Source organism: Paenibacillus sp. FSL H7-689, assembly GCF_000517905.1.
Classification (GTDB): Bacteria; Bacillota; Bacilli; order Paenibacillales; family Paenibacillaceae; genus Paenibacillus; species Paenibacillus amylolyticus.
Genome location: NZ_ASPU01000028.1, coordinates 252,828 through 275,629, shown reverse-complemented (window position 1 = coordinate 275,629; position 22,802 = coordinate 252,828). Strand labels below are relative to the sequence as shown.

The 22,802-nt window shown below is 48.4% G+C and carries 17 protein-coding genes; 2 read left to right on the top strand and 15 right to left on the bottom strand.

What is annotated here, in order from left to right:
* Nucleotides 1-47: 47 nt before the first annotated feature.
* The 15 genes from C170_RS20875 to C170_RS20800 all read right to left on the bottom strand — a co-directional run bounded on the left by C170_RS20875 (nt 48) and on the right by C170_RS20800 (nt 19,897).
* Nucleotides 48-695, bottom strand: a complete 648-nt coding sequence (locus tag C170_RS20875) for a nucleotidyltransferase family protein (RefSeq protein ID WP_036613765.1) — start codon at nt 693-695, stop codon at nt 48-50.
* Nucleotides 661-1,944, bottom strand: coding sequence for an XdhC family protein (locus C170_RS31070; protein WP_051447331.1), 1,284 nt, complete (start codon nt 1,942-1,944; stop codon nt 661-663). The genes C170_RS20875 and C170_RS31070 overlap by 35 nt, the downstream gene beginning before the upstream one ends.
* Before the next feature lie 42 nt (nt 1,945-1,986).
* Nucleotides 1,987-3,309 carry a 5'-deoxyadenosine deaminase gene (locus C170_RS20860; protein ID WP_036613764.1) on the bottom strand — a complete coding sequence of 441 codons (1,323 nt, stop codon included), beginning with the start codon at nt 3,307-3,309 and terminating at the stop codon, nt 1,987-1,989.
* A 137-nt stretch (nt 3,310-3,446) separates the two neighbouring features.
* Entirely contained in the window at nt 3,447-5,042 is a 1,596-nt protein-coding gene (gene ggt / locus C170_RS20855) for a gamma-glutamyltransferase (RefSeq protein ID WP_036613763.1), read from the bottom strand.
* Nucleotides 5,036-6,277: a pyridoxal-phosphate-dependent aminotransferase family protein gene (locus tag C170_RS20850; protein ID WP_036613761.1), complete on the bottom strand. Its 1,242-nt coding sequence runs from the start codon at nt 6,275-6,277 to the stop codon at nt 5,036-5,038. The genes ggt and C170_RS20850 overlap by 7 nt, the downstream gene beginning before the upstream one ends.
* A 6-nt stretch (nt 6,278-6,283) precedes the next feature.
* A complete protein-coding gene (locus C170_RS20845) occupies nt 6,284-7,591 on the bottom strand; it encodes a Zn-dependent hydrolase (protein WP_051447330.1) in 1,308 nt (435 codons plus the stop codon).
* Complete coding sequence (allB, locus tag C170_RS20840; protein WP_036613760.1) at nt 7,588-8,991, bottom strand: allantoinase AllB; 1,404 nt, start codon at nt 8,989-8,991, stop codon at nt 7,588-7,590. The genes C170_RS20845 and allB overlap by 4 nt, the downstream gene beginning before the upstream one ends.
* A 43-nt stretch (nt 8,992-9,034) precedes the next feature.
* Nucleotides 9,035-9,412, bottom strand: a complete 378-nt coding sequence (uraH, locus tag C170_RS20835; RefSeq protein ID WP_036613759.1) for a hydroxyisourate hydrolase — start codon at nt 9,410-9,412, stop codon at nt 9,035-9,037.
* The gene (gene pucL, locus C170_RS20830; protein ID WP_051447329.1) at nt 9,412-10,917 is read right to left on the bottom strand and encodes a factor-independent urate hydroxylase; all 1,506 of its coding nucleotides are present in this window, start codon (nt 10,915-10,917) and stop codon (nt 9,412-9,414) included. Before pucL ends, uraH begins: the two co-directional genes overlap by 1 nt.
* 239 nt (nt 10,918-11,156) lie before the next feature.
* On the bottom strand, nt 11,157-12,779 hold the full coding sequence (locus C170_RS20825) for a PucR family transcriptional regulator (protein WP_036613758.1): 1,623 nt from the start codon (nt 12,777-12,779) through the stop codon (nt 11,157-11,159).
* Nucleotides 12,780-13,001: 222 nt separating this feature from the next.
* Entirely contained in the window at nt 13,002-15,746 is a 2,745-nt protein-coding gene (locus C170_RS20820; protein ID WP_036613757.1) for a CHASE3 domain-containing protein, read from the bottom strand.
* Nucleotides 15,747-15,923: 177 nt separating this feature from the next.
* Nucleotides 15,924-17,312 (bottom strand): class II fumarate hydratase, encoded by a 1,389-nt coding sequence (fumC, locus tag C170_RS20815; RefSeq protein ID WP_017688147.1) that lies wholly within the window; start codon nt 17,310-17,312, stop codon nt 15,924-15,926.
* Nucleotides 17,313-17,444: 132 nt separating this feature from the next.
* On the bottom strand, nt 17,445-18,455 hold the full coding sequence (locus C170_RS20810) for an aldose 1-epimerase (RefSeq protein WP_036613756.1): 1,011 nt from the start codon (nt 18,453-18,455) through the stop codon (nt 17,445-17,447).
* 179 nt (nt 18,456-18,634) lie between these two features.
* Complete coding sequence (locus C170_RS20805) at nt 18,635-19,444, bottom strand: MBL fold metallo-hydrolase (RefSeq protein WP_036613755.1); 810 nt, start codon at nt 19,442-19,444, stop codon at nt 18,635-18,637.
* 180 nt (nt 19,445-19,624) lie between these two features.
* Entirely contained in the window at nt 19,625-19,897 is a 273-nt protein-coding gene (locus C170_RS20800; RefSeq protein ID WP_036613754.1) for a hypothetical protein, read from the bottom strand.
* A 210-nt stretch (nt 19,898-20,107) separates the two neighbouring features.
* On the opposite strand from C170_RS20800, the gene C170_RS20795 reads away from it, so the two are divergent.
* On the top strand, nt 20,108-21,340 hold the full coding sequence (locus C170_RS20795) for an aminopeptidase (protein WP_036613753.1): 1,233 nt from the start codon (nt 20,108-20,110) through the stop codon (nt 21,338-21,340).
* A gap of 90 nt (nt 21,341-21,430) precedes the next feature.
* On the top strand, nt 21,431-22,663 hold the full coding sequence (locus C170_RS20790) for an aminopeptidase (protein ID WP_036613751.1): 1,233 nt from the start codon (nt 21,431-21,433) through the stop codon (nt 22,661-22,663).
* Nucleotides 22,664-22,802 lie beyond the last annotated feature (139 nt).

Genomic DNA, 22,802 nt, shown 5'->3' with positions numbered 1-22,802 from the left:
TGATCATGTAATTAAATTATACATAGTCATTAATCTTCTCCTATTATTTAGTCTGCCTGCCCCGATTCATATACATGATTCAGAATACGTTCCAATTCCGGTTCTGTATCCGCATCCCAGAAACTAGACTCAGACAGGGGTACATGTACACCTGAATAGTTAGCGCTGCGCATAATCTTGCGTGCCCCCTCATCTCCATGCAGAGACAACAGAGGTCCGAACATATGGGATCGAAAAGCAACGGGCGGCTTGCCTCCCTCACCGTCTGTAGCTGCGACATAGTCACACAGTTTGTGGGTAGCCAGTGCTGTGGTCACTCGATTAATATCCTGCGTTTGTAATAAAGGCTGATCACCCAGTAACATGAGAATGCCCTCCGGTTTGTACTCCATAGCCGACAATACGCCAGAATGAAGAGAATTGGCCATACCGCAGGCATAGTCAGCACAGACCACAATTCGAAGTCTCACTGTGGGATGATAGACATACGCGGCTGAATCAATCCATTTTACAGGCAGCCATGCCAATGAATCTTCCGGTTTGACTACACAGACCACTTGATCCAGATCTGAATTCAGCGCAGCTTCCAGTGACCAAGCGGCCAGTGATCTCCCGTCCGGCATGACAACCGAGAGTTTATCCCGACCAAGGCGACAACTCTTACCTGCTGCCAGAACTATGCCCGTCATTCGCATGTGCAACGCTTCCCTTCTGCCCGAACTCGGAACTCAAGGAAGAAACCTTATGTTTACATGCGATCAATTCCGCTACAATGCTGATGGCGATCTGTTCGGGACCGTCTGCTCCGATGCTCAAACCAACGGGAGAATGCACATATTTCAACGGTGGTAAGCCATCCAGCAGACGGGCTGTTCGTGTTTTGGAACCCATGATGCCAAGATACGCGTACTCACAGTCCACTACCATCTCCAACAGTTCACGTTCGCGGGGAAAATTGTGACTCATCAAAATCAAATAATCTCCGCTGTTCACTTTTAACAGAGGCATGATCTCACGTGGAAAACCCAGCACAAGTTCGGTTTCTGGGAACCGGTCCGAGGTGCATAAGGACTCTCGCCAATCGGCTACCACTACACGGAATCCTGCAGACCAGGCGAGTCTAGCAACAGGAATAACATCATTCCCGGCTCCGATGATAATCAGGCGAGGTTTAGGTGTGTACAGCGAAGTAAGTTGCCGCGGGAGGTCCCAGGGATTCGTTGAACCCCCGTCGTTTGTCGGTATTTCAGCATCAGTATCAGAGATATGTTGTGAATCACCGGATAGATGGGAAGAGTGAGTTCCATTTGACGTAGCAGGTACCACTTCAGGTACAAGCATAAGGTGAGGTATATCCGGAGAATGTTGTGTTGATCCCGTATGTTCATGCTTGGTATTTCCACTGCTATGCTGTACATTAACCTGCAATGAAGCTGGATTATAATCCGCCACGCGATCATGAGGAGGGACGAGCGAAGGACGCAAGATTGGCTGGCGCCCGGTACCCGCTGGTTCAATCCGTCTCCAGCCATATTGAACCCTTGTGTAATCATCTTGGAACGTTCGGGTTAACGCTGTTGCAACGCCGGATTGAAAACACTCTTGCATCTTCTGTAACGTATGTTGGAGTTCACCACACACAGGTTCAAGCAGCACAACAACGAGTCCGCCGCAGCCAATCGTCTCACCCCAGGACAGATCATCCTCGGGACGCATGTCGTATTCCGCGAATTCCATCTGCTTCGTATCCAGCACATGGCTCACCCGGGCCTGAAGATCACTCTCCAGACATCCCGGACTGATACTGCCAACCATTTTGCCATCCTCAGTCAACAGCATAGAGACTCCCTGCTTACGGTAAGCATGACCCTCTACCTTAATCGCTGTTGCGAGCACGCAGCGCGTTTCACGGGCTGCAATTGCACACAGATCATGCATTTCCATAGCGGTCTCCATCCTTTCTGGAATTGCATAAACTTCCTTCGATCAGATACGTTTCATCAATCTTGCAATACTCTTATCCGACTCACGCAGCACAATGCCACGATCAATCGTCTGAATCTTACGATTCTTGAGCACGATACTTCCGTCAATAATAACGGTATCCACACAGCTACGTGTTGCGGAATACACTACGCGGGAATAGACATCCGTCTCATAGGAAGGGTACGTGTGGAAATCATCCAGATCCAGCAGCAGCATATCTGCCTTTTTGCCCACTTCGAGACTGCCAATTTCCTTCGACAAGCCAAGCACCTCTGCACCGCCCATGGTAGCCATGCGTAATACGGTCCGAGCATCCATCACCGTTGGACCATGAGGAATCTTCTGCATCAGGGCCGTCAGGCGCATCTCCTGAAACATATCCAGATTATTGTTGCATGCGGCACCATCTGCCCCAATCCCAACCGCGATCTGCCGATTCAGTAGATCCGGAATATCTGCTACCCCGGAGGAAAGTTTCATATTTGATCCAGGACAGTGAGTGACTTTGACACCGCGCTTGCGGATGATCTCCTTCTCTTCCTCACTCAGCCATACACAGTGGGCCAGCACCAATCTTGGGGTAGCCAGACCGATATGATCAAGGTATACGATATTACGCATTCCGCGTTCGTGTTCTACCAGTTCAATCTCTCCGCGATTCTCGGAGGCATGGGTGTGGACTTTGACATGATATTTATTCGACAGGTCGCGCACCTCTACCAGCAATTCTTCGGTACACGATACAACGAAGCGTGGACAGAAAGCATACTGAATGCGACCTCCGCCAAACCCGTTCCATTTCTCCAGCAGATCCACACTCTGTTGCAGCGAAGTTGCTGTATCCTCACGCAGGGGTTCCGGAACCTCGTCTCCATGATCCATCATTACCTTGCCGGAGATGACCCGGATGCCACTCTGTGCCATCGCCTGAAACGCCGAGTCTGTGTGATGTACCGTCTCCATATCCAAAATGGTCGTGGTTCCGCTGGAGATCAATTCGCCCAAACCGAGCATTGCCGAATAATACACGGACTCCTCATCATGTGCTGCTTCCAGCGGCCAGATTCGTTGACGGAGCCAATCCATCAGTTCCAGATCATCCGCACGTCCACGGAACAAGGTCTGACACAGATGAATATGCGTCTGGATGAAACCTGGCAACAGCACTTTGCCACGAGCATCAATGACCTGGTCAGCCTGAACGTCAATGTGAGCTGCAATCTCCTTGATTTTGTTATCCTCGATCAACAGATCTCCGATGAACACTTCCTCTTCTGCATTCATCGTCACAAGCTGTGCGCCTTTCAGCAGGATCGTTCCCATGCCAATCTCCCCTATCTGTGTCTGTCTATATAGTACAACTCATACATATTTACACTCTCACTCCAATGACAGACTAACCTTCCGATCGCTGTTATCGTGTAAATATCTAGTTGAACTTATAAGTGTTCATGTAACTGTTACCACCCAATAGCCATGCCATCGCCTCTGGGATCTGCTGCGCCGCTAATCATGCCGTCCTCACGAATGACAATGCCTTGCGATTGTCCCATAATTCCGTCCCACGGCGCTCTCGCTTCAACGTTATGTCCCCACTGGGCAAGGGTTGCACATACGTCATCATGATATCGATTCTCCACACGCATCGTATCGCCTTCTTCGCCCCAGGTACGTCCGTACACCCAACGCGGCAGGCTGATTGCTTCCTGGATGTTCAGCCCGTAATCAAGCACTCCGGTAAGCACCGATAATTGTGTCTGCGGCTGGCCTTCTCCTCCCTGTGTACCCACGAGCATATATGGTTTGCCATCTCGTGTAACAAGGCCCGGCATGAGGGTATGGAATGAGCGTTTGTTCGGTTCCAAAACGTTGGCATCCCTTGGATCTAAGGAGAAAAACGACCCCCGGTTCTGCATGATAACCCCCGTATCCCCTGGAACATAGGCTGCACCGAAGTCAAAATACAGGCTTTGGATGAATGAAACGGCATTGCCTTCGCTATCAACAACCGCTGCATACGCCGTGTCCTGACCTATCGTTTTGGACAAAAACGGCTGTGCCACAGGTGGAGCAGACTGAATCTCATTCCACAGTTGGTCTCCATAACCCTTGGATAACAGATGATCCAGCGGAATATCCCTGAAATCCGGGTCCGTCAGATAACGGTCACGATCCCGAAAAGCCTTTTTCACCACTTCCGCCATCAGATGATAGAATTCAGGTGAGGTACGTGCTACAGAGGACAGATCCGTATGCTCCAGCATATTTAACATCATCAGCATCGAGAATCCCTGCGAGTTGGGCGGCATCTGATGAACTTCATAGCCACGATACTCCGTGCTAACGGGGTTCACCCACTCGCCACGATGTCCTGCAAAGTCTGCTGGGGCAAGCATGCCCCCATCCTCACGAATAGCCGAAGTCAGACGATCCGCGAGTTCTCCTGTATAAAAAGAGTCTCTTCCCCCCGTCTGAATCAGACGAATGGAGGCAGCAAGATCAGGCTGGATCAGCAGCTCACCTTCCTGCAAAAGTGTACCCGAAGGCGCAAATACCGCTCGCAGCGGTGTATGCCCCATAATGAAATCTTCATCCCTTTCCATCCACAGGCGGAGATTTCGGGATACAGGGCATCCTTTTTCCGCATACTGCGCGGCAGGTTCAAGCAACTGCTCCCACGGTAACTTACCGTACCGGGACCAGACTTCCCACCAGGCATCCACCATTCCCGGAACTGTGATGGCACTAAGCACACCACGTTGAGGGATGGCATTCATGCCCATCACTTTGAACGTATCCGCATGAATGCCTGCGGCTGAGCGGCCACTTCCGTTATAGGCGGTAATCTCACCGCTGGCTCCGTCATGAATCAGGAAGAAGGCATCCCCGCCAAGTCCGGTCATATGCGGATATACCACACCCAGAGCTGCACTGACCGCAACAGCGGCATCATAAGCATTACCGCCCTGCTGGAGGATAGAACTTCCAACTGCACTCGCTAGATAATGAGGAGAGGTGACCATAACCTCTCTGGAGATTGGCATCTGGTTTAACATAAGGCACCCTCCTTCCCTGCATACACATCCAATGCGGCCTGCACCGCTTCACCGGCTGGTAATACGTGACGATGACGGAGAAGAACAGCTTCCAGCGCTCCCAGCACATGAAGTACGTTCTTGCGTTGGCAGCTGAATCCCATTGTACCGATCCGCCAGATCTGCCCTTTCAACGGTCCAAATGAACTGGCAATCTCAATGCTGAAATCGTTCAGCAACATCCTGCGCACCGACTCACCATCAATCCCCTCCGGAATGGTGATACAGGTAACTACCGGAAGTTTGCTTGACATATCCCCATACAACTGTAGTCCCATTCCTTGAATTCCAGCGACCAACGCACGTTCATTCACCAGATGTCTCTGGAACCTTGCCTCCAATCCTTCTTGCAGCAGAATACGTAATCCTTCGTGAAGACCGTAGAGCATAGAGGTAGCTTCTGTATGGTGGTTCAACCGTGCTGAACTCCAGTAATCCTGCAATTGGCTCAGGTCAAAATAATTGCTGGCAATCGTGCGGCCTTCTGCCCTCGCACTGGTTGCATCTCGCAGTCCGCGTTCAACTGTTTTGCGGCTCATCAGTTTCTGCTCCACTCGACTGTTGTATGTGAGAGGTGCCATCCCTGAAGGAACAGACAGGCATTTCTGCGTACCACCCATTACCGCATCCAGATGCCACGCATCCGTCTCCACCGGAGTCCCACCAATGGTAGCCACAGCATCTACAACGAGTAAAATATCAAGATCGCGACAGGCTTTGCCAATCTCGGCAAGGGGTTGCATCTGTCCGGTGGAAGTCTCACCGTGAACCATCGCAACCAGACTTGGTTTATGGGTATGGATCGCCTTGATCACCTCTTCCGGATCAAATACCGTTCCCCATTCCGTTTCGAAAAAGACAACCTCTGCACCACAGCGTTCCGAGATTTCAACCAGCAGATGTCCGAATCGCCCATAGATCGGGACGAGAACTTTGTCACCGGGCTGAATTAGGCTGACCAACACAGCTTCTATCCCTGAACGGGATGTACCATCAACTGGATAACACCACTCGTTATCTGTCATATACAGCTCTCGCAGCATCGCCATTGTCTCGTTCATCAAGGATGTGAACTCCGGGTCAAACTGCCCCAGGATCGGAAAGGATAATGCTCTTAGCACACGCGGATCAACCTCAACGGGTCCCGGGGTCATAATGGTCCGCAAGGACGGAGATAACTCTTTATAGGTGGACATCTGCATTCAACTCCCGTAACCGTATTTATAGAGTAGCCGGACCAGAACCCGAAAACCGTGCATCAGGTCTGCTTCAGCTGTATATTCAAGTGGATTATGACTAATACCGTCCTGACTCGGCACAAAGATCATGGCCGTCGGACAAGCCGGCTGAAAAATCTGCGAATCATGTCCCGCGCCGCTTGGCATTAACCAGTAGGACAACTGCTCCTGCTCACAGGTATCCTGAATGTCTGAGATCATCTGTGCGTTCATGGGAATAGGTGTGACGGATAGATGCTCTTGCCAGTCCAGTACAAGCTGCTGCTCGGCTGCGATACGACTAAATGCCTGGAGCATATCCTGCCAGCAGCGATCCATACTCTCCTGCCGGATATGGCGGATATCGAGTGAAAACACCGCCCGTGCTGCAACTACATTCCCAACACCCGGATCGGCCGTGATTCGCCCAACCGTGGCTACAAGCGGTTCTCCTGCATCCAATGCGACACTCCTTACCACAGTAATCATCTCGGCTGCTCCGGCAAGTGCGTCTTTGCGCCAGGACATCGGCGTCGTTCCTGCGTGATTCGCTTCCCCGCTTACGGTAATACTGAACCGCTTCTGACCTACGATATCGGATACAACTCCAATCGAATGTCCAAGACGTTCCAGAACCTGACCTTGCTCAATGTGAAGCTCAATAAAGGCACCGTAATTTTTCGCGGCAGGTCTATATGCACTATCAGGTCCAAAACCCGCATCCCGGATCGCTTGTGCAAAGGTAACGCCATCTTGATCCTTCAGATGCTCTACATCTTCCAGAGCCGTTATTCCTGTTATACTGCGTGAACCCCAATACGCAAAAGGGAATCGACTTCCCTCTTCTTCGCATAACGATACCACTTGAAGTGTTCGCTTCGGTGCTCCAAAATGCTTCTGTAAATACTCCAAAGCAAGAACACCAGCCACCACACCGTAAGCACCATCATATTTGCCGCCATACACCACCGTATCAATATGTGATCCGGTCACAATCGGCAATTCTTCAGCACCAGTCGCTGATTCCTTACCCTCACTCTTGAGTGTGCCATACAGATTACCGGACTGGTCAAATTCGGGAGACAGCCCTTTCTCCTGCATTTTGGCTGCAAGGGCACCTTGTGCTTCACACCAAGCCGAGTCATACAACAGTCTTGTAACGCCGCCCTGTGCATCCGCGCCATATGTCGACAGCCAGTCAAGCATGGCTTGCAGCTCCACCTGTTCCACATTCGGCAAAGGAAGTGGGGCATTATTTGTACCGGATGACCGGTATACTCCAGACTCCGTCATAGCGTCTCCTCCGTTCCCGCTTCGATGGGACTAGAAGAGTAAGCCGTAATGTGCTGTCCGCCAGGCACAGGAGATAAACCGGATTCCAAGTTGTAAACACGCTGCCCACGGCAATATACGTCTGCAATCTGACAGTTAAATGTACGTCCCACATAGGGGCTCTGTTTATGCGTATAGAGCAGATCCTTCGTGTTCAGGGTTGTGCTTTTCTCCCAGTCAATCAGGACCAGATCTGCATCCTTGCCGATCGCAATCTCTCCTTTGTTCTCCAGACCAAGCCTTCTGGCAGGCTGAAGGGAGAGCACTCTTCCGAGCAACGGGAGGTCGATATTACGCCGAAGATGTCCATCCTCCAGCATGATTAGCAATGTGCTTTGCGCACCGGATATACCGCCCCAGATTTTGAAGAAGTTATCGGATTGTTTCATGGATGGCGGACACGGAGAATGGTCTGAGGCAATAACGTCAATCAATCCCGATGTCAGTGCATCCCATAATTGCTGCTGTTCGGAAGAGCTACGAAGCGGTGGAGCGCATTTCGCCACAGCACCCAATCGGATCACATCCTGTTCGGTCAGTGTCAAATAATGAGGGCATGTCTCCGAAGTGACATCTTGCCCACGCCGTTTAGCCGCTGCAATTAAGTCCAGTGCTTCCCGGGTGCTAATATGCACAAAATGCAGCGCACACCCGGTCTGTTCACCATATTTCAATGCTCGGGCAACCGCGACGACTTCAGCTTCCACAGGACGGGACCGGATATAATCCATTGGTTCAGTCTTTCCCTCAGCGATGCTTTTCGCACCGAGTTCGGCAACGATGCCTTCGTCCTCTGCATGAAGTGCCAGCACACGGTTTAATTTGGCAAGTTCATTCATCCCGTCCAGTAACGTATGATCATCGGCTCTGGCAAAAATATCTTCCCCATCTCCACCTGGCTCGGACATAAATGCCTTGAATCCGGCAGCACCCAACCCAGCCAGTGGAGCAAGTTCCTCACGATTGCCGGGAACCAAACCTCCCCAGAAGGCATAATCAACATAGGATTGGTCGGCAGCTGCTTTCTTTTTCATCTCCCATGCTTCCGGCCTTGTGGTTGGTGGTACACCGTTAAGCGGCATATCGACATAGGTCGTGATTCCCCCTGCGGCAAGAGCTGCCGAACCCGATCGAAATCCCTCCCAACTGGCGAGTCCGGGTTCATTGAAGTGTACATGAATGTCCACGACACCCGGCATCACTGTAAGCCCCTCAGCTTCTATGATGCAAGTTGCTTCACCAGCGGTCAGCCGCGTGGATAGTTCCGTTATTTTTTCACCAGTTATGCCAATATCCAGTTGTTCTACCCGATCTCTCAGCACCACCCGGGCCCCCCGGATGATGGTATCAAATGTTGTCATGTGGATGACCCTCCTCCTGAATCAGAACCGGATGTGTGCATGTTCAGCTTCCCCGGTATGTACTGTAACCCCCTGGAGCAATCAATAACGGAATATGATAATGTCTTGAGGCATCAGATACGGCAAAACGAATCGGAACAATCGTCCATAATGCCTGGCCTAGCTCCTCCAACGAACGCTGTGCGTAATAACTCTCGACATGGAATTGAAGCTCATATATGGCTGGCTCCAACTTGCCTCCATCCATCAGCGGTGCATCCAAACGTCCATCCGCATTGGTAACCGATTCAGCCACTTTTGTCTTGCTTTCCTGCTCCCCATCCCTCTTCAGGGTATACAGCTCGATCCGAACACCCGAAGCAGGCACGCCTTTGGATGTATCCAGCACATGAGTTGTAATTCGTCCATCAGACAGCGCCATTAGACGTCACCTGCTTTCCCGGAGTCACGGCCGTCTGTTCCCAGATCATCCCTTGTCATCGAGAAACCCTGGAATCCATATGGCGGTCTCGGCTCGGTAAACACTTTGCCTTCCCCCTCTTTTACTTCCTCCAGCACTGTCTCCCATGTCCGATTGTTAGACTCAAATGAAACCTCACTCAGTTGCTCAAATCGACTTAACAATCTTCGTCCAATCTGGTAGATCAGATGTTGAATGGAAGCGGATCGACACTCATGAAATACCGCAGCAGCCAAATCTCTGACCTGTTCCGCCGCTACATACCGTCCACGCTGATCGTCCATGCCATCTCTCGGATCTTCATAACGCCAATTGATGTTCAGGAAAATAAATAACGGTCTATCCCTTGTCTCTGGAAGAGTGGTATATTCATCCTGCATGAATCCGGCAAATTCACTGCCTTTGACCTTGATCAGTCTCAGATCGGCTACACCACTGAAATGGTTGCTGAGTTCAATCGAGTCTCCTGATCGTTCTGCTTCCACGGCAGCTGTCGCCCGATCATTCTGCGAATAACGAAATACGAGCGCACTCGGTCGATAACTTCCTTCTAATCCAATGGGTATATCTTCAAACGGAATCTGGTCCGCTGTCATCTGAACCTTGCTCATCTGCGGATACGTCTCCAGGAAACGCCGACTTACCAGCGCAAGAAATCCTTCCACCGTCGCTCCTGTGTAATCCGCTGCATGTTTGAGAATGAAATTTTTCATCGAATCGGTTGCGACCACCAGCGAATTATCCCCTTCTGCAAAAGAAGGCAAGAATTCATCCCCCTGCACAGCAACCTTGATGTTTAATCCAAACAGAATATTGCTGCGTCCCATAAAAGGAGATTCCGGAATGGACTGTATCCCCGTCAACGGTTTGGCGTAGGAACGGTACATCCACACATCCCCTTTGCCGTAATACATCGTCCGCTGCTGCACTGCGGCTCGCTTGCTCACGAACTCATGTTCATGACCGATCTGTGCAAGCCACTGCTCCAAACGAATGCCCGCAATTTTGAATACTTCCTTCAATGCAGTCTCGAATTCTTCTTCCCTGCCTCGGCGATGACGTTGTCTCATGGATTCGAGGATGGAGCTTGCGGTATGGCCTTTAACGGCCAATATGAAAGGAAAGCCAAATTGGCTCGTATATGCTTTGTTTAATTGTTGAAGTTCGTTGTATTGCTCTTGTGAGAGTGAATCAAGTCCTGCACCAGCCTGCTCCTGAACGGAGCTGCTGCTCATGCTGATTCGTGCTCCAAGATCCGGGTGATTTCGAAGCAACTGCAACTTCACCTGTTCATCCGATGCCTGAACCACGTTTTTCATCACTTTCATCATCTGTTCAAATGAATCAAAAGGTCGTGAAAGCCCGGAACGCTCAGCCACCCATGGTGATTCCTCAAATAAGCCGCCAAACGCATGCACAAACTGTGTGATAGACCAGTTGTTAACAAGTTTAATTAAGTCGCTCATGTTAGAACCTCCGGTCTGTTGTGGATTATTGTTCTTCATTCTAAGTGCCGTTCAATGTCGCGACAACAATATTTACGCAATTTTGTAATATAACATAACATCAGAGTTGTGATTTGTTTGCTGTGCACGGGAAGATCAGCTTTTGTTGTCCTCAAACATGAAAAAACCGCACTCCATCAACGGAATGCGGTTCTTGGGAGTCTAACCCGCTAGCATTGTCATGTTGCACAATTTGCGGTCTAGAGTTGGACATTGTGCGGTCTTGCAGCTGCTTTGTCCCGCACGAACTTGCGGAAGGTGAATACCAGCTTTAACTTAAGCAGATCATTCGTTTTCTTAAAGTCCATTTGCAGCAAGCTGCCAACTTTCTCCATCCGATAAGTGACCGTGTTGCGATGCACAAACAGTTGCTTGGCAGCTTCATTGATCAGTCCGTCATTCTCGATAAAGGACTCCAATGTATTCATCAGCACCTGATTGGGATCACCATCCCTGGCAAGTAGTGGTTCGAGTACTTTATTGCAGTAGTTCTCCATGATGTTATCCGGTACGTGTTGGAACACATAGGCAAATTCGAGCATTTCAAATTGCAACGCACGGTCTTTCATGCCGAATCGACGAGCCAGTTGTCGAGTATCCAGACACTCCTGGTATGCTTCACGGAGCGATTTGGGCTCATGTTTCATTTTGCTGATCCAGAAACGCGGAGCCGGTGCTCCTTTTGCTTCTTGCGCTGCCAGAACATCACCGAAACGGCTCAAGAGAAAACTTGACAGCTCCTCTCCATAATCTCGCCCTGTTGGACAGGTGTAGATGGACAGAATGCCATCTTCGATCTGAAAATGCTGTGAGGCCGTGAATTGCATCAGCGGATTGTATTGCAACTCACGATGAATCTGTTTAAGCAACTTTCCCTCGGCAAACAGAGTCGGCTCAAGTGTAATCAGTACGCACTGATAAGTTCCCTGGAATAGATGTACACCTTTGTTTTCACTCAAAGTGGTCAATTCCTGAACAGTCATTTTGTTATCCAGATACTGTGAAAGCAGTGTACGCATCTCATCTTGCACAGTCGGATTAATATGCTCGCGATAAGTCATATCCATATAAAATGCCAGTACATCCGCAGCCTGTTGGAACAGCTCTTCCTCCGCTCTAAGTGATAAGGCTGAATCGGTAAACACAAGCAACGATCCGTATTCTTCATCATTTTGCTTGATGGGTACGCGATGACAACTTCCCTGATTCCATTTCACTCGGTGCATGACGGATTTCCAAGGCCAGCCTTGGGTTACAGCATCCCCTGCAATGCCTTCACTACCATACAGCACATGCCCACGTGAACCAATGACGGCAAGCGGATAGTTCAGCACCGTGGCAAGTTCGGCAAACACATTCCGATGTGGCTGCTGTTGCAGCGCAAACTGCATTAATTTTTTCTGCTTTTGCACAACCTCATGCAGCAAACGGTTGCTACGTTCATGTTCAGCCTTGAACAAGGCATTCATCTGGTCGGAGAAGGTGAATTGAAAGGGGAGCTCAAGGAGTGGCAAACGAAGCCGATCAGCTTCCTCGACAATACCTTGGGGAATGGACTGCCAGAAACGTCCCAGTTTGATGCCGAGTCCTGCGCAGCCGCGTTCATTCAAACGTCGCATCAAACGTAGTGCATCCGTCTCACTGTCTTTCATAATAAAAGCGGTGGTGAACAACATTTCTCCGGATTTGATCCAATCCGCGATATCAGGAGCGTCCATGACGTTAACGGATTTCATCATCCGTGAAGTCCCTTCTCCACCCGCAACCAGTTTGGCCTCTGACAACGGGTACACCTGTAAAGCCTCTTTAACCGTAAGTTGCATGGACACTACCTCCCATATATATAACACAATATTATGTCATTCTGGTTAACGAAACTAATTCTCGCATTTTTCTTCTAAATAAATCCATATTCATGTGTTTAACTTTTATTTGTTGTTAAGTATTATAACATCAATTTTCCGAATAAAGCTTACACGGCAAAAAAAATAAAACCTATGACCTAATTACAGCGCACTTTCCTGTAATCGGCATAGGTTTTTAGATCAGATTTCCATGGTTTCGTGATTCATCCATAATTTCATACGGGATAATACATCTTTGATATTCAATGGCTTGCTGAGATAGTCCGAAGCACCTGCTGCAATACATTTCTCCCGATCCTCTTTCATGGCCTTGGCTGTCAGCGCAATAATCGGAAGCTGAGTCATACCAAGTCGTTCACGGATCTGGCGAGTCGTCTCATAACCATCCAGTTCCGGCATCATAATATCCATCATGATGATATCAGGCTTGACTCCTCCACGCTCCAACAATTCCAGACACTCGTACCCGTTCTGCGCTGAAATGACATTCATACCGTATTGCTCAAGGGCGTTAGCCAGGGCATATACATTACGTATATCATCATCAACAACAAGTACTTGGCGTCCGCTGAGCAACGCTTCTTCCAAAGGTGTCAATAAAACATCCGATTGTCCGGAAGTCATTGAAGGAAGCTTATTGATCTCAGGTGTAGTGGTAGCCACCTCATTCAGGAACAACCGCGATGCATTCATAGTCTCAGGTTCATCTCTTCGCAGTGGCAGGAATAGCGTGAACACGCTGCCCTGCCCCTCACGACTTGTTGCCGAGATTGAACCCCCCAGCAAATTCGCAAGCGATTGAGAGATAGACAGGCCAAGTCCGGTTCCCCCGTATTTACGTGCTGTAGCTCCATCCGCCTGTTTGAAAGCATCGAAGATCTGCACGAGTTTGTTATCCGCAATTCCGATCCCTGTATCACTGACGGAAAAAGCAATCACGTCGGTCTCTTGATCTTTCAATTCAGGATGAGCCAGACTCATTTTGGAGATGGTTAAGGCAACTTCACCCTCACTGGTGAACTTGAATGCGTTCGAGAGCAGGTTTCGGAGAATCTGATGCAATCTCATCTCATCCGTCACGATCGTTTCCGGTAAAGGGCTTTGGAGCTGAATCCGGAAATCTATTTTTTTCTGTTCAGCTGTTTTCAGGAAATACTGGTTCATAACTTCAGGAACACTGCCCAGATAGACATCATCGAAATCCACTTCCATCTGTCCGGCTTCCACCTTGGATAGATCCAGAATATCATTGATCAGATTCAGCAGGTCTTTTCCTGATTTGTGAATGACTGAAGCATAGTTCTGCTCTTCACTATTCAAGTGTTGATTTTTATTTTCAGACAATATCTCAGATAAAATCAACATGCTGTTGAGCGGTGTCCGCAGTTCATGGGACATGTTCGCCAAGAATTCGGATTTGTACCCCGAGCTCGTTCGTAACTGATCTGCCACAACCGAAAGTTCATTGGCTGATGTCTCTGCAGCACTCTTCTGTACTTCCAGACGATCGTTAAGCATATGAAGTTCTTCGGTCTGCATTTGCAGTTCCTCCGTCTGAGACAACATCTCTTCGGTCTGAGCCTGAAGTTTCTCCGATTGTGCCTGTAATTCTTCATTCAGAACTTGTGACTCATCATATAATTGCTGTAATTCCATGCGAGTGACGGTAGAGTGTAGGGAAACACTAAAAATATCCGTCAGTTCTTGCATCAGCTTCATATCATTCTCTTGCAACGGCTTCATTGAAGCAAGCTCGATTACCGCAATCGTTCTGCCTTCGAACAGGATCGGGACTACAGTAAGTGATGTGGCAGATGTATACCCAAGACCCGAAGAGATTCGGATATAGTTCTGGGGCAGATCATTCATGCGTAAAACTCGCTTCTCCACAGCACTTTGACCTACAAGCCCCTCACCCGGAGCAAGCGACACTTTACCGAGCGAACGTTCTTTCTCTCCATCCCCAGCATATGCAGCCAAGCGCAGCAGTCGATTGTCTTTCCAGTAATATAAGACGCTATAGGGAACTTCAAACAACACGGCAAGCTCGTTCAGGAACAAGCGGGACAATCCTTCCAGATTGGTCGGGTTCTGTAAGAGTGTGGCAATGCCTGTAATCTGGTCCTTGACCCGATTCTGTTCCTGTACTTCATCCAGTAATTTGTTGGTTTCGTGGCCCAGGTCTCCCACTTCATCATGTGTGCGCACCTGAATCCGCTGCTTCAGGTTTCCACCTTTAGAGATATCACTGATGGTTTGCATGACATCTCGCAACGTTTTGACGATATTTCCGGATATCACAATCGCAGCTGCAATGGATAATGCTGCAATAATACCCCACAGCGTGTACATAATCGTCAGCAGTGTGGAGCTACGTCTGGCAAGTTCAGTAACCCTCGCCTCGGTCAGAGCGATCTCTGTATTACGGAAGGTTGTAAGTTGAGAGCGAAGCAGATCAATTTCAGTTTTACCCGGATCAGATTGAAAGAATGCAACAACTTTCGCTTGATCTCCTTGCTTTTTCAAGTCCACCGACGGCTCCCCAGCAATCTCAATCCAGCGTGTAATATGAGCTTTGATGTTTTGCAGACTCTGCTGCTGTGAAGGATTATCGCTAATGAGAGCATTCAACTGATCATAGTTGGAACTCCACTGGGATAGGCCTTGGGAATAAGGCTCCAAGTAACTTTCATTGCCTGTAATCATGAATCCACGCTGTCCTGTCTCCATGTTCAAGACATTTTTTTCAATCGCGTTGGTCAGATTATGTACTTCCAGATCATGATGGGAGATAAAATCATTTTCCTTCTGTAACACATTAATTTGGGCCGTAAGCACTAGCAGAACAGCACCAAACAAAAGCACAACCACAAGATAGCCCAATAAAATTTTGGAGCGTATCGTAAATCTTCTCGTTTTTGACAACGCGGAAACCTCCAAATATATACGTATCCCATTCAATTAAATTAAAACGGTGCATATGTAGTTTATATGTATACGTATAGTCTGACAAGCTTTAAGTTCATCGGTAAGCATGAGAAAAACGACCTGCTTGTGCAGGTCGTCCTCTTCATTGATCTATATTGCTCATTTTGGCTGATTTTAGGCCTTTGGAGCGATCATTTTGGCTGGATCGACATATTGATCAAATTGCTCTTCGGTAAGCAGGCCCGTTTGTAACGTCGCCTGTTTCAAGGACAAGCCTTCTTTATGTGCAAGCTTCGCAATTTTGGCTGCATTCTCATAACCAATATGCGGATTGAGCGCTGTAACTAGCATAAGCGAATTGTTCAGATTATGTTCAATCTGATCCAGATTAGGCTCAATGCCTACGGCACACTTGTCATTAAACGCAATAATGGAGTCCGCCAGGAGTTGCACGGATTGCAAGAAGTTATAGATGATAACCGGTTTGAATACATTCAGTTCAAAATTACCCTGACTTGCCGCAAAACCAATCGCTGCATCATTACCCATGACCTGCGTAACCACCATAGTAATGGCCTCGCTCTGAGTTGGGTTGACTTTACCCGGCATAATGGAGCTGCCTGGCTCATTCTCAGGAATACGGATCTCGCCCAATCCACTACGAGGGCCACTGGCCAACCAGCGGACATCATTGGCAATTTTCATCAAATCAGCTGCAAGCGCTTTAACCGCACCGTGCGCATACACAACTTCATCATGACTTGTAAGTGCGTGGAATTTGTTTGGTGCAGATACAAAATCTTTCCCCGTATGTTTGCCAATCTCCTTGGCAGTGAAGTCCCCAAAGTCCGGATGTGCATTAATGCCCGTTCCGACAGCTGTACCGCCAATTGCAAGCTCCTTCAGATACTGTACACTTTCACGGATCATACGCTCACTCTTGCCCAGCATGGCTTCCCAACCACTGATCTCCTGACCAAGCGTAATTGGTGTTGCATCCTGGAGGTGAGTACGTCCAATCTTGATAATATCCTTGAATGCCTCCGACTTGTCTGCAAAAGTGGCTTTTAATACCGCAATGGCCGGCAAGAGTTGATCCTCAACAGCCAGAACACCTGCAACATGCAGAGCCGTTGGGAATGTATCGTTGGAGCTCTGGGACATGTTCACGTCATCATTTGGATGCAGACGCTCTTCCTTGCCCTTTTGCTCCAGCAGTTGGTTCCCAAGATTGGCAATCACTTCGTTCACGTTCATATTGGATTGTGTTCCGCTACCCGTCTGCCATACTACCAGTGGGAAATGGTCATCAATTCGGCCTGCAATAATCTCGTCTGCTGCATAAGCAATAGCATCGGACTTAGCCGCAGATAATTTACCTAATTTATGGTTACTGGCCGCAGCACTTTTTTTCAAAATGGCAAGGGCGCGTATAACTTCCATCGGCATATGTTCATTGCCAATCGGGAAGTTCTCCTTGCTGCGCTGCGTCTGAGCTCCCCACAGCCTGTCGGCTGGTACTTTCATTTCGCCTAACGTATCTCTCTCAATGCGGTATTCCACTTGCTTGTCCTCCTCCAAAAAGATGGTTTGGGTCTCTACAAAGCTTGTGTATCTCGTCATATTATACATGATTTACGAGCAGGTTTTCACCTTTTCGACAAAATTGTAAGCGTAGCGCAAAATGAGCGTGAATTATTTTTGTGACGCAATTGGATACAATCGGCTGCTCTGTTCGAATAGTTCACCTGGTTCCAAACCGATCAATCCGATTTCTTCTGCAGGTATGCCTTCAACATTAGGAGCGTTAACCAGGTTCATCTGTGGTTCAGGACAGAAGAATTCGCCACCCATGTTATTGTTCCAGATCATCCAGTGCTTGTAGGAGGTACCCACATCGTATACCAGTTTGTCTCCAGTACGGTGATCCGTAAGTTCCATATAGTTACGTCCATTCTGCGGCTCCGCAGTGTAATGATTATCCATGGCAGCAAAGAACGGACTAACCCCGTCTTTCTTCAATTGTTCTTCCTCAGGTGTAAGCGGTTGAAGTTGTCCTGTTGGCAGGGAACGCTCATTCAATTCACGACGTTGTCCAATCGTAACTTTGGCCGTGTAATCCGAGGCCTGACTGTCCGGTGCAAAAGGTACAGCAATCGCCGTGTGGAATGCAAACAAATTCGGCATATATTCAGTCCCGTTGTTGCGGACGATCAATTGTTGCTGAAGTCCTTGGCTGCTCAAAGAGTAACGAAGCGTCACCGTAAACGTAAACGGCAGGTACTGATGGAATGTATGTCCTTCTTTCACGTCCTGGCTAAGCAACACATAACTCTCCAGCTGATCAGAACCGTATCCCTCAACCTTCCACTCGGCATCATGCAAAAATCCATGCAAATGGTTACCTGTAGCCGGTTCGTTCACAGGCAACTGATAGACTTTACCATTCCAGGGGAAGCGTCCATCCTCATAACGGTTCGGTGGAGAAAGAATCGGAATTCCATAGACCGCAGGTGCAGCCATAAACTCATCCATCTGGTCCTGATTCGGTTCTCTCAAGTAACGAAAACCCTTTTCTGTATCACGAAAAGCAACGAGGTTGGCACCCACGCTAGGAATAACTGCCGCTTCAAACTGATTAAAACGAAGCCAAACGGCCGGAATCCCTCCAAATTGTTCTTCAAATGCTGCATTTTGCTGTGTCATCGTTATATGTACCTCCTGCATACTAAGGTTATATTATACGGCTCGACTATATCATGCCCGAGCGCAAAATACCAATCTATGATAGAGAACAAATTCATAATAGAAAAACAAAAAAGACAGGAAAAAGACAGCTGCAATACGTTACGGCTGTCTCTGCTGTCTTTCATATGATGGTTCAATTAATCCACATATTTGCCGTGATCCGGCACAGTGCTCTCTTCAAAGTCCAGATCAAGCCGCTTCAAGGATTCACTCAGCATATCTCCGCTCAAGGCATGCCCGTGCCCGGTAATCGCAAGTTTCGGCTCCAGGTGCCTGATATACTGGACAGATTGATGAGCAGCCTGCCAATCGGTTGTGAAATAAGATGGCGGGCCATGCAACTGTTTGTCCTGAAGCAACACACTCCACAGCGACTCCTGCTTCACTGTGATGATTGCGTCTCCCGCAATTAACAAACGGTCTGCTTCTCGAAACAGCGACACATGCCCAGGCGTATGACCTGGCGTGTGAACCCACTCCCATCCTGATACGCCTGGAACGGAATGATCTTTGGGTAGACTGAATATCCGATCATCCAGATTGATTGCCTCATTGGGATAAGCAAATGACAACCTGGACATTAAACCTCCACCTACAGAAGGGTCCGCTGGCGGGTAATCTTTTAATCCCGTTAAATACGGAATTTCAAGCGGATGAGCATACACTGGCACACCCCAGAATTGTTCCAGCTCAATAACGGTTCCTACATGGTCGAAGTGACCATGCGTCAATATGATCGCAGACGGCGGACCTTGAAATCGTTCTGTTGCAACCTGAACAATATGATCTGTGAACCTCGCCATTCCGGTGTCCACGAGGACCCAGTTCCTGCTTCCTGGCTCTCCGATGAACACGACATTAACGAATAGTGTACGTAGACTGAGAATATCGGGCGCGACTTCTTCAAGTCCCGTCAATCCTTCTGTAATCAGATTGTCAGATGCCATTCACGGTTACCTCCCATTAGGCGGATTGTCTCTCTGGTTCCATTCATCTCGTAGACTTCCCTTTTCTGGATCATCTATTCAACATTTCCAATAAAATAGACGGTATACACCCTGTTTTGGGCATACACCGTCTAGTATAGTCATCGACACAACACAATAGAACAAGAACATCTCAGCTAGTTAAGCTGGAAATGCCTCCAAAGCAGCATCGAGCAATTGATTGTACAGATCGTCATCATTCTCAAGCAACTCGTCCATCCGCAGTAACTCTTCTTCATCACCGGATTGCTCCGTGAAATGCAAGCTATAGTCCCAATCTTTTCCGTTCTTGCTCATGAAGGTAATCTCATATACTGACTTTTCGCCTTCTGTGCGGTAAACGGTATTTCCCACGTATCCTTTTTCACCTTCACGGCGCATTTCAGTACTTATAATTTCAATATTCACAATCATTCTCTCCTTTAATCTTTCATCTACAGTCGGTCTCCAACATTTCTGGTAAACCTAGTTTGGTAATTATTATTGGTTAATTGTACAATATATAACGTAGCAACGTATACCTTATTCAATGAAGGAACCATTCTGAGTCCTTACATAGTTGTAATGAGGACTATAATAGCCAACAAGCTACGATATTATTATCACATTGGAGGAAAAAATAGCATGAATACTTTTGAAACGAATCTGCAGCAATATGCTGAACTGGCTGTACAAGTCGGTGTCAATGTCCATCCTGGGCAGACACTCGTGGTTAACGCTCCAATCTCGGCAGCACATTTTGTACGACTGATTGTCAAAGCAGCCTACGGTAAAGGTGCGAAATTGGTCAAAGTAAACTGGAGTGATGAAACCGTTACACGTCTTCATTACGATCTTGCACCTGATGAAGCCTTCTCCATTGAACCGAAATGGTTTGCAGCTGAAATGACTGAACTGGTTGAAGAAGGTGCCGCTATTCTGCACGTCATCGCTGAAAATCCGGATCTGCTGAACGGTGTAGCGCAGGAACGCATTATTACTAGCCAAAAAGTGCGCGGCAAAGCGCTAGAAAAATATCGTTCTTATCAGATGGCTGACAAATTCAGCTGGTCTATCGTGGCCGTTCCTTCTCCGGAATGGGCAGCTAAAGTGTTCCCGGATCTGCCAGAAGCGCAACAAGTGGACCGCCTGTGGGATGTCATTTTCAAAACAGTACGGATCGGTGAGCAGGATGCTGTTGCCGAATGGAAAACCCATTTGCAAAACCTGGATTCCCGCGCTGATCTGTTGAACAACAAAAAATACAAGAAGCTTCACTATACAGCTCCAGGCACAGACTTGACCATTGAACTTCCAGAAGGCCATATCTGGGTATCCGGTGGAAGTGTGAATGAGCAAGGACATGTCTTTATTGCCAATATGCCTACCGAAGAAGTATTCACGGCTCCGCTGAAAACGGGTGTTAACGGTACAGTGCGCAGCACGAAACCACTAAGCTACGGCGGCAACCTGATTGACGGTTTCTCACTAACATTCGAGAACGGCCGAATTGTTGACTATACCGCCGATCAAGGTCTCGATGCACTCAAAAACCTGATCGAGATAGATGATGGCGCACACTATCTGGGTGAAGTAGCCCTCGTTCCACATCAGTCCCCAATTTCCGATACCAATATTTTGTTCTACAATACTTTGTTTGATGAAAATGCCTCCAACCATTTGGCGATTGGTAATGCCTATGCCTTCTGTCTAGAAGGTGGTAAAACGATGTCCAAAGAAGAGCTGATTGAACGTGGCATGAACTCCAGCCTCACTCATGTAGACTTCATGATTGGATCCGGAGAAATGAACATCCACGGTGTGACCTCCGAAGGCGCGGAAGAGCCGATCTTCCTGCAAGGAAACTGGGCATTCTAATCCCGTTTGATGTGATTTAGGAGAGAGGAGATTACTCCTCTCTTTTCCTGCGTCAACAGGTCAAAAATTCAACAATTGGAGGGAACTCATATGTTAAGTTTTGAACAAAAACTGGATCGTTACGCTGAACTTGCTGTAAGAGTAGGTGCTAATGTGCAACCAGGGCAAGTATTTGTCATCTCTGCGATGATTGATACCGCTGAATTCGTACGTTTGCTGGTACGTAAGGGATATGAAGCTGGAGCCAAGCAGGTGATTGTAAAATACGGAGATGAAACCGTCAATCGATTGCGGTTTGAGATGGCCCCTGAGGAATCCTTCCAAGAGCCGCCGAAATGGCATGCAGCGGAGCTTGAAGAACTGGCGGCCAATAATGCAGCCTTCCTGACCGTATTGTCATCCAGCCCAGACCTAATGAAAGGTATTGACCCGGAGCGGATTTCCACCCATCAGCGTACATATGGTCAGGCGATGGCCAAGTACCGTCAGTATCAACAGGCGGATAAAATGAGCTGGACGGGTGTGGCATGTCCTTCGCCCGATTGGGCAGCCAAAGTATTCCCGGATCTCCCGGCAGCTGAGCAGGTTAGCCAGTTGTGGGAAGCCATTTTTGCTGCGGTGAGAGCCGATCTGGAGGACCCTGTAGCGGCTTGGGAACAGCATATTGAACGACTGGAGACCAAAGCCGTTGCCCTGAACAACAAGAAGTATCAAGCATTGCACTTCCTCTCTCCAGGGACGGATCTTACTGTCGAGCTTCCAGAAGGTCACATCTGGGCGCAGGCAGGGAGCGTGAATGAGCAAGGCACCCCTTTTGTCGCGAATATCCCGACAGAGGAAGTATTCACCGCTCCAGCCAAACATGGCGTTAATGGCAAAGTGTCCAGCACCAAACCACTCAGTTATGGGGGCAGTATCATTGATCGTTTTTCACTCACATTTGAGAACGGACGTATCATTGATTTTCATGCTGAAGAAGGTCAGGATACGCTGGAAAGACTCATTTCCATGGATGAAGGATCTCATTACCTCGGCGAAGTCGCTTTGGTTCCCTTCCATTCACCGATCTCTGAGAGTGGCATCCTGTATTACACTACATTGTATGATGAGAATGCGTCGTGCCATCTTGCGATTGGCAGTTCCTATGCATTCAATATCGAAGGTGGCAAAACGATGTCTCCTGAAGAGCTTGCAGCCCGTGGCATGAATACCAGTATCACCCATGTGGACTTCATGATGGGTTCTCCCGAGACGGACATCTACGGTATCACGGCAAACGGCGAACGTGAAGCCATCTTCCTTAAGGGAGACTGGGCGTTTTAACTGATCACGGAGAGTTATCTCCTGTAATGTATTTTCTCTGAACAGTCGAAAAGGCTGTCTTGCAACCATGTATTCATGGTTCGCGAGACGGCCTTTTATTAATTTTCAGCCAACTTTCATGCATGTTATACACACTTCT

Excerpts from the sequence above, each read along its gene's own strand:
- C170_RS20875 (WP_036613765.1), bottom strand. The coding sequence starts at position 695 with ATGCGAATGACGGGCATAGTTCTGGCAGCAGGTAAGAGTTGTCGCCTT.
- C170_RS31070 (WP_051447331.1), bottom strand. The coding sequence starts at position 1,944 with ATGGAAATGCATGATCTGTGTGCAATTGCAGCCCGTGAAACGCGCTGC.
- C170_RS20860 (WP_036613764.1), bottom strand. The coding sequence starts at position 3,309 with ATGGGAACGATCCTGCTGAAAGGCGCACAGCTTGTGACGATGAATGCA.
- ggt (WP_036613763.1), bottom strand. The coding sequence starts at position 5,042 with ATGTTAAACCAGATGCCAATCTCCAGAGAGGTTATGGTCACCTCTCCT.
- C170_RS20850 (WP_036613761.1), bottom strand. The coding sequence starts at position 6,277 with ATGTCCACCTATAAAGAGTTATCTCCGTCCTTGCGGACCATTATGACC.
- C170_RS20845 (WP_051447330.1), bottom strand. The coding sequence starts at position 7,591 with ATGACGGAGTCTGGAGTATACCGGTCATCCGGTACAAATAATGCCCCA.
- allB (WP_036613760.1), bottom strand. The coding sequence starts at position 8,991 with ATGACAACATTTGATACCATCATCCGGGGGGCCCGGGTGGTGCTGAGA.
- uraH (WP_036613759.1), bottom strand. The coding sequence starts at position 9,412 with ATGGCGCTGTCTGATGGACGAATTACAACTCATGTGCTGGATACATCC.
- pucL (WP_051447329.1), bottom strand. The coding sequence starts at position 10,917 with ATGAGCGACTTAATTAAACTTGTTAACAACTGGTCTATCACACAGTTT.
- C170_RS20825 (WP_036613758.1), bottom strand. The coding sequence starts at position 12,779 with ATGCAACTTACGGTTAAAGAGGCTTTACAGGTGTACCCGTTGTCAGAG.
- C170_RS20810 (WP_036613756.1), bottom strand. The coding sequence starts at position 18,455 with ATGACACAGCAAAATGCAGCATTTGAAGAACAATTTGGAGGGATTCCG.
- C170_RS20805 (WP_036613755.1), bottom strand. The coding sequence starts at position 19,444 with ATGGCATCTGACAATCTGATTACAGAAGGATTGACGGGACTTGAAGAA.
- C170_RS20800 (WP_036613754.1), bottom strand. The coding sequence starts at position 19,897 with ATGATTGTGAATATTGAAATTATAAGTACTGAAATGCGCCGTGAAGGT.
- C170_RS20795 (WP_036613753.1), top strand. The coding sequence starts at position 20,108 with ATGAATACTTTTGAAACGAATCTGCAGCAATATGCTGAACTGGCTGTA.
- C170_RS20790 (WP_036613751.1), top strand. The coding sequence starts at position 21,431 with ATGTTAAGTTTTGAACAAAAACTGGATCGTTACGCTGAACTTGCTGTA.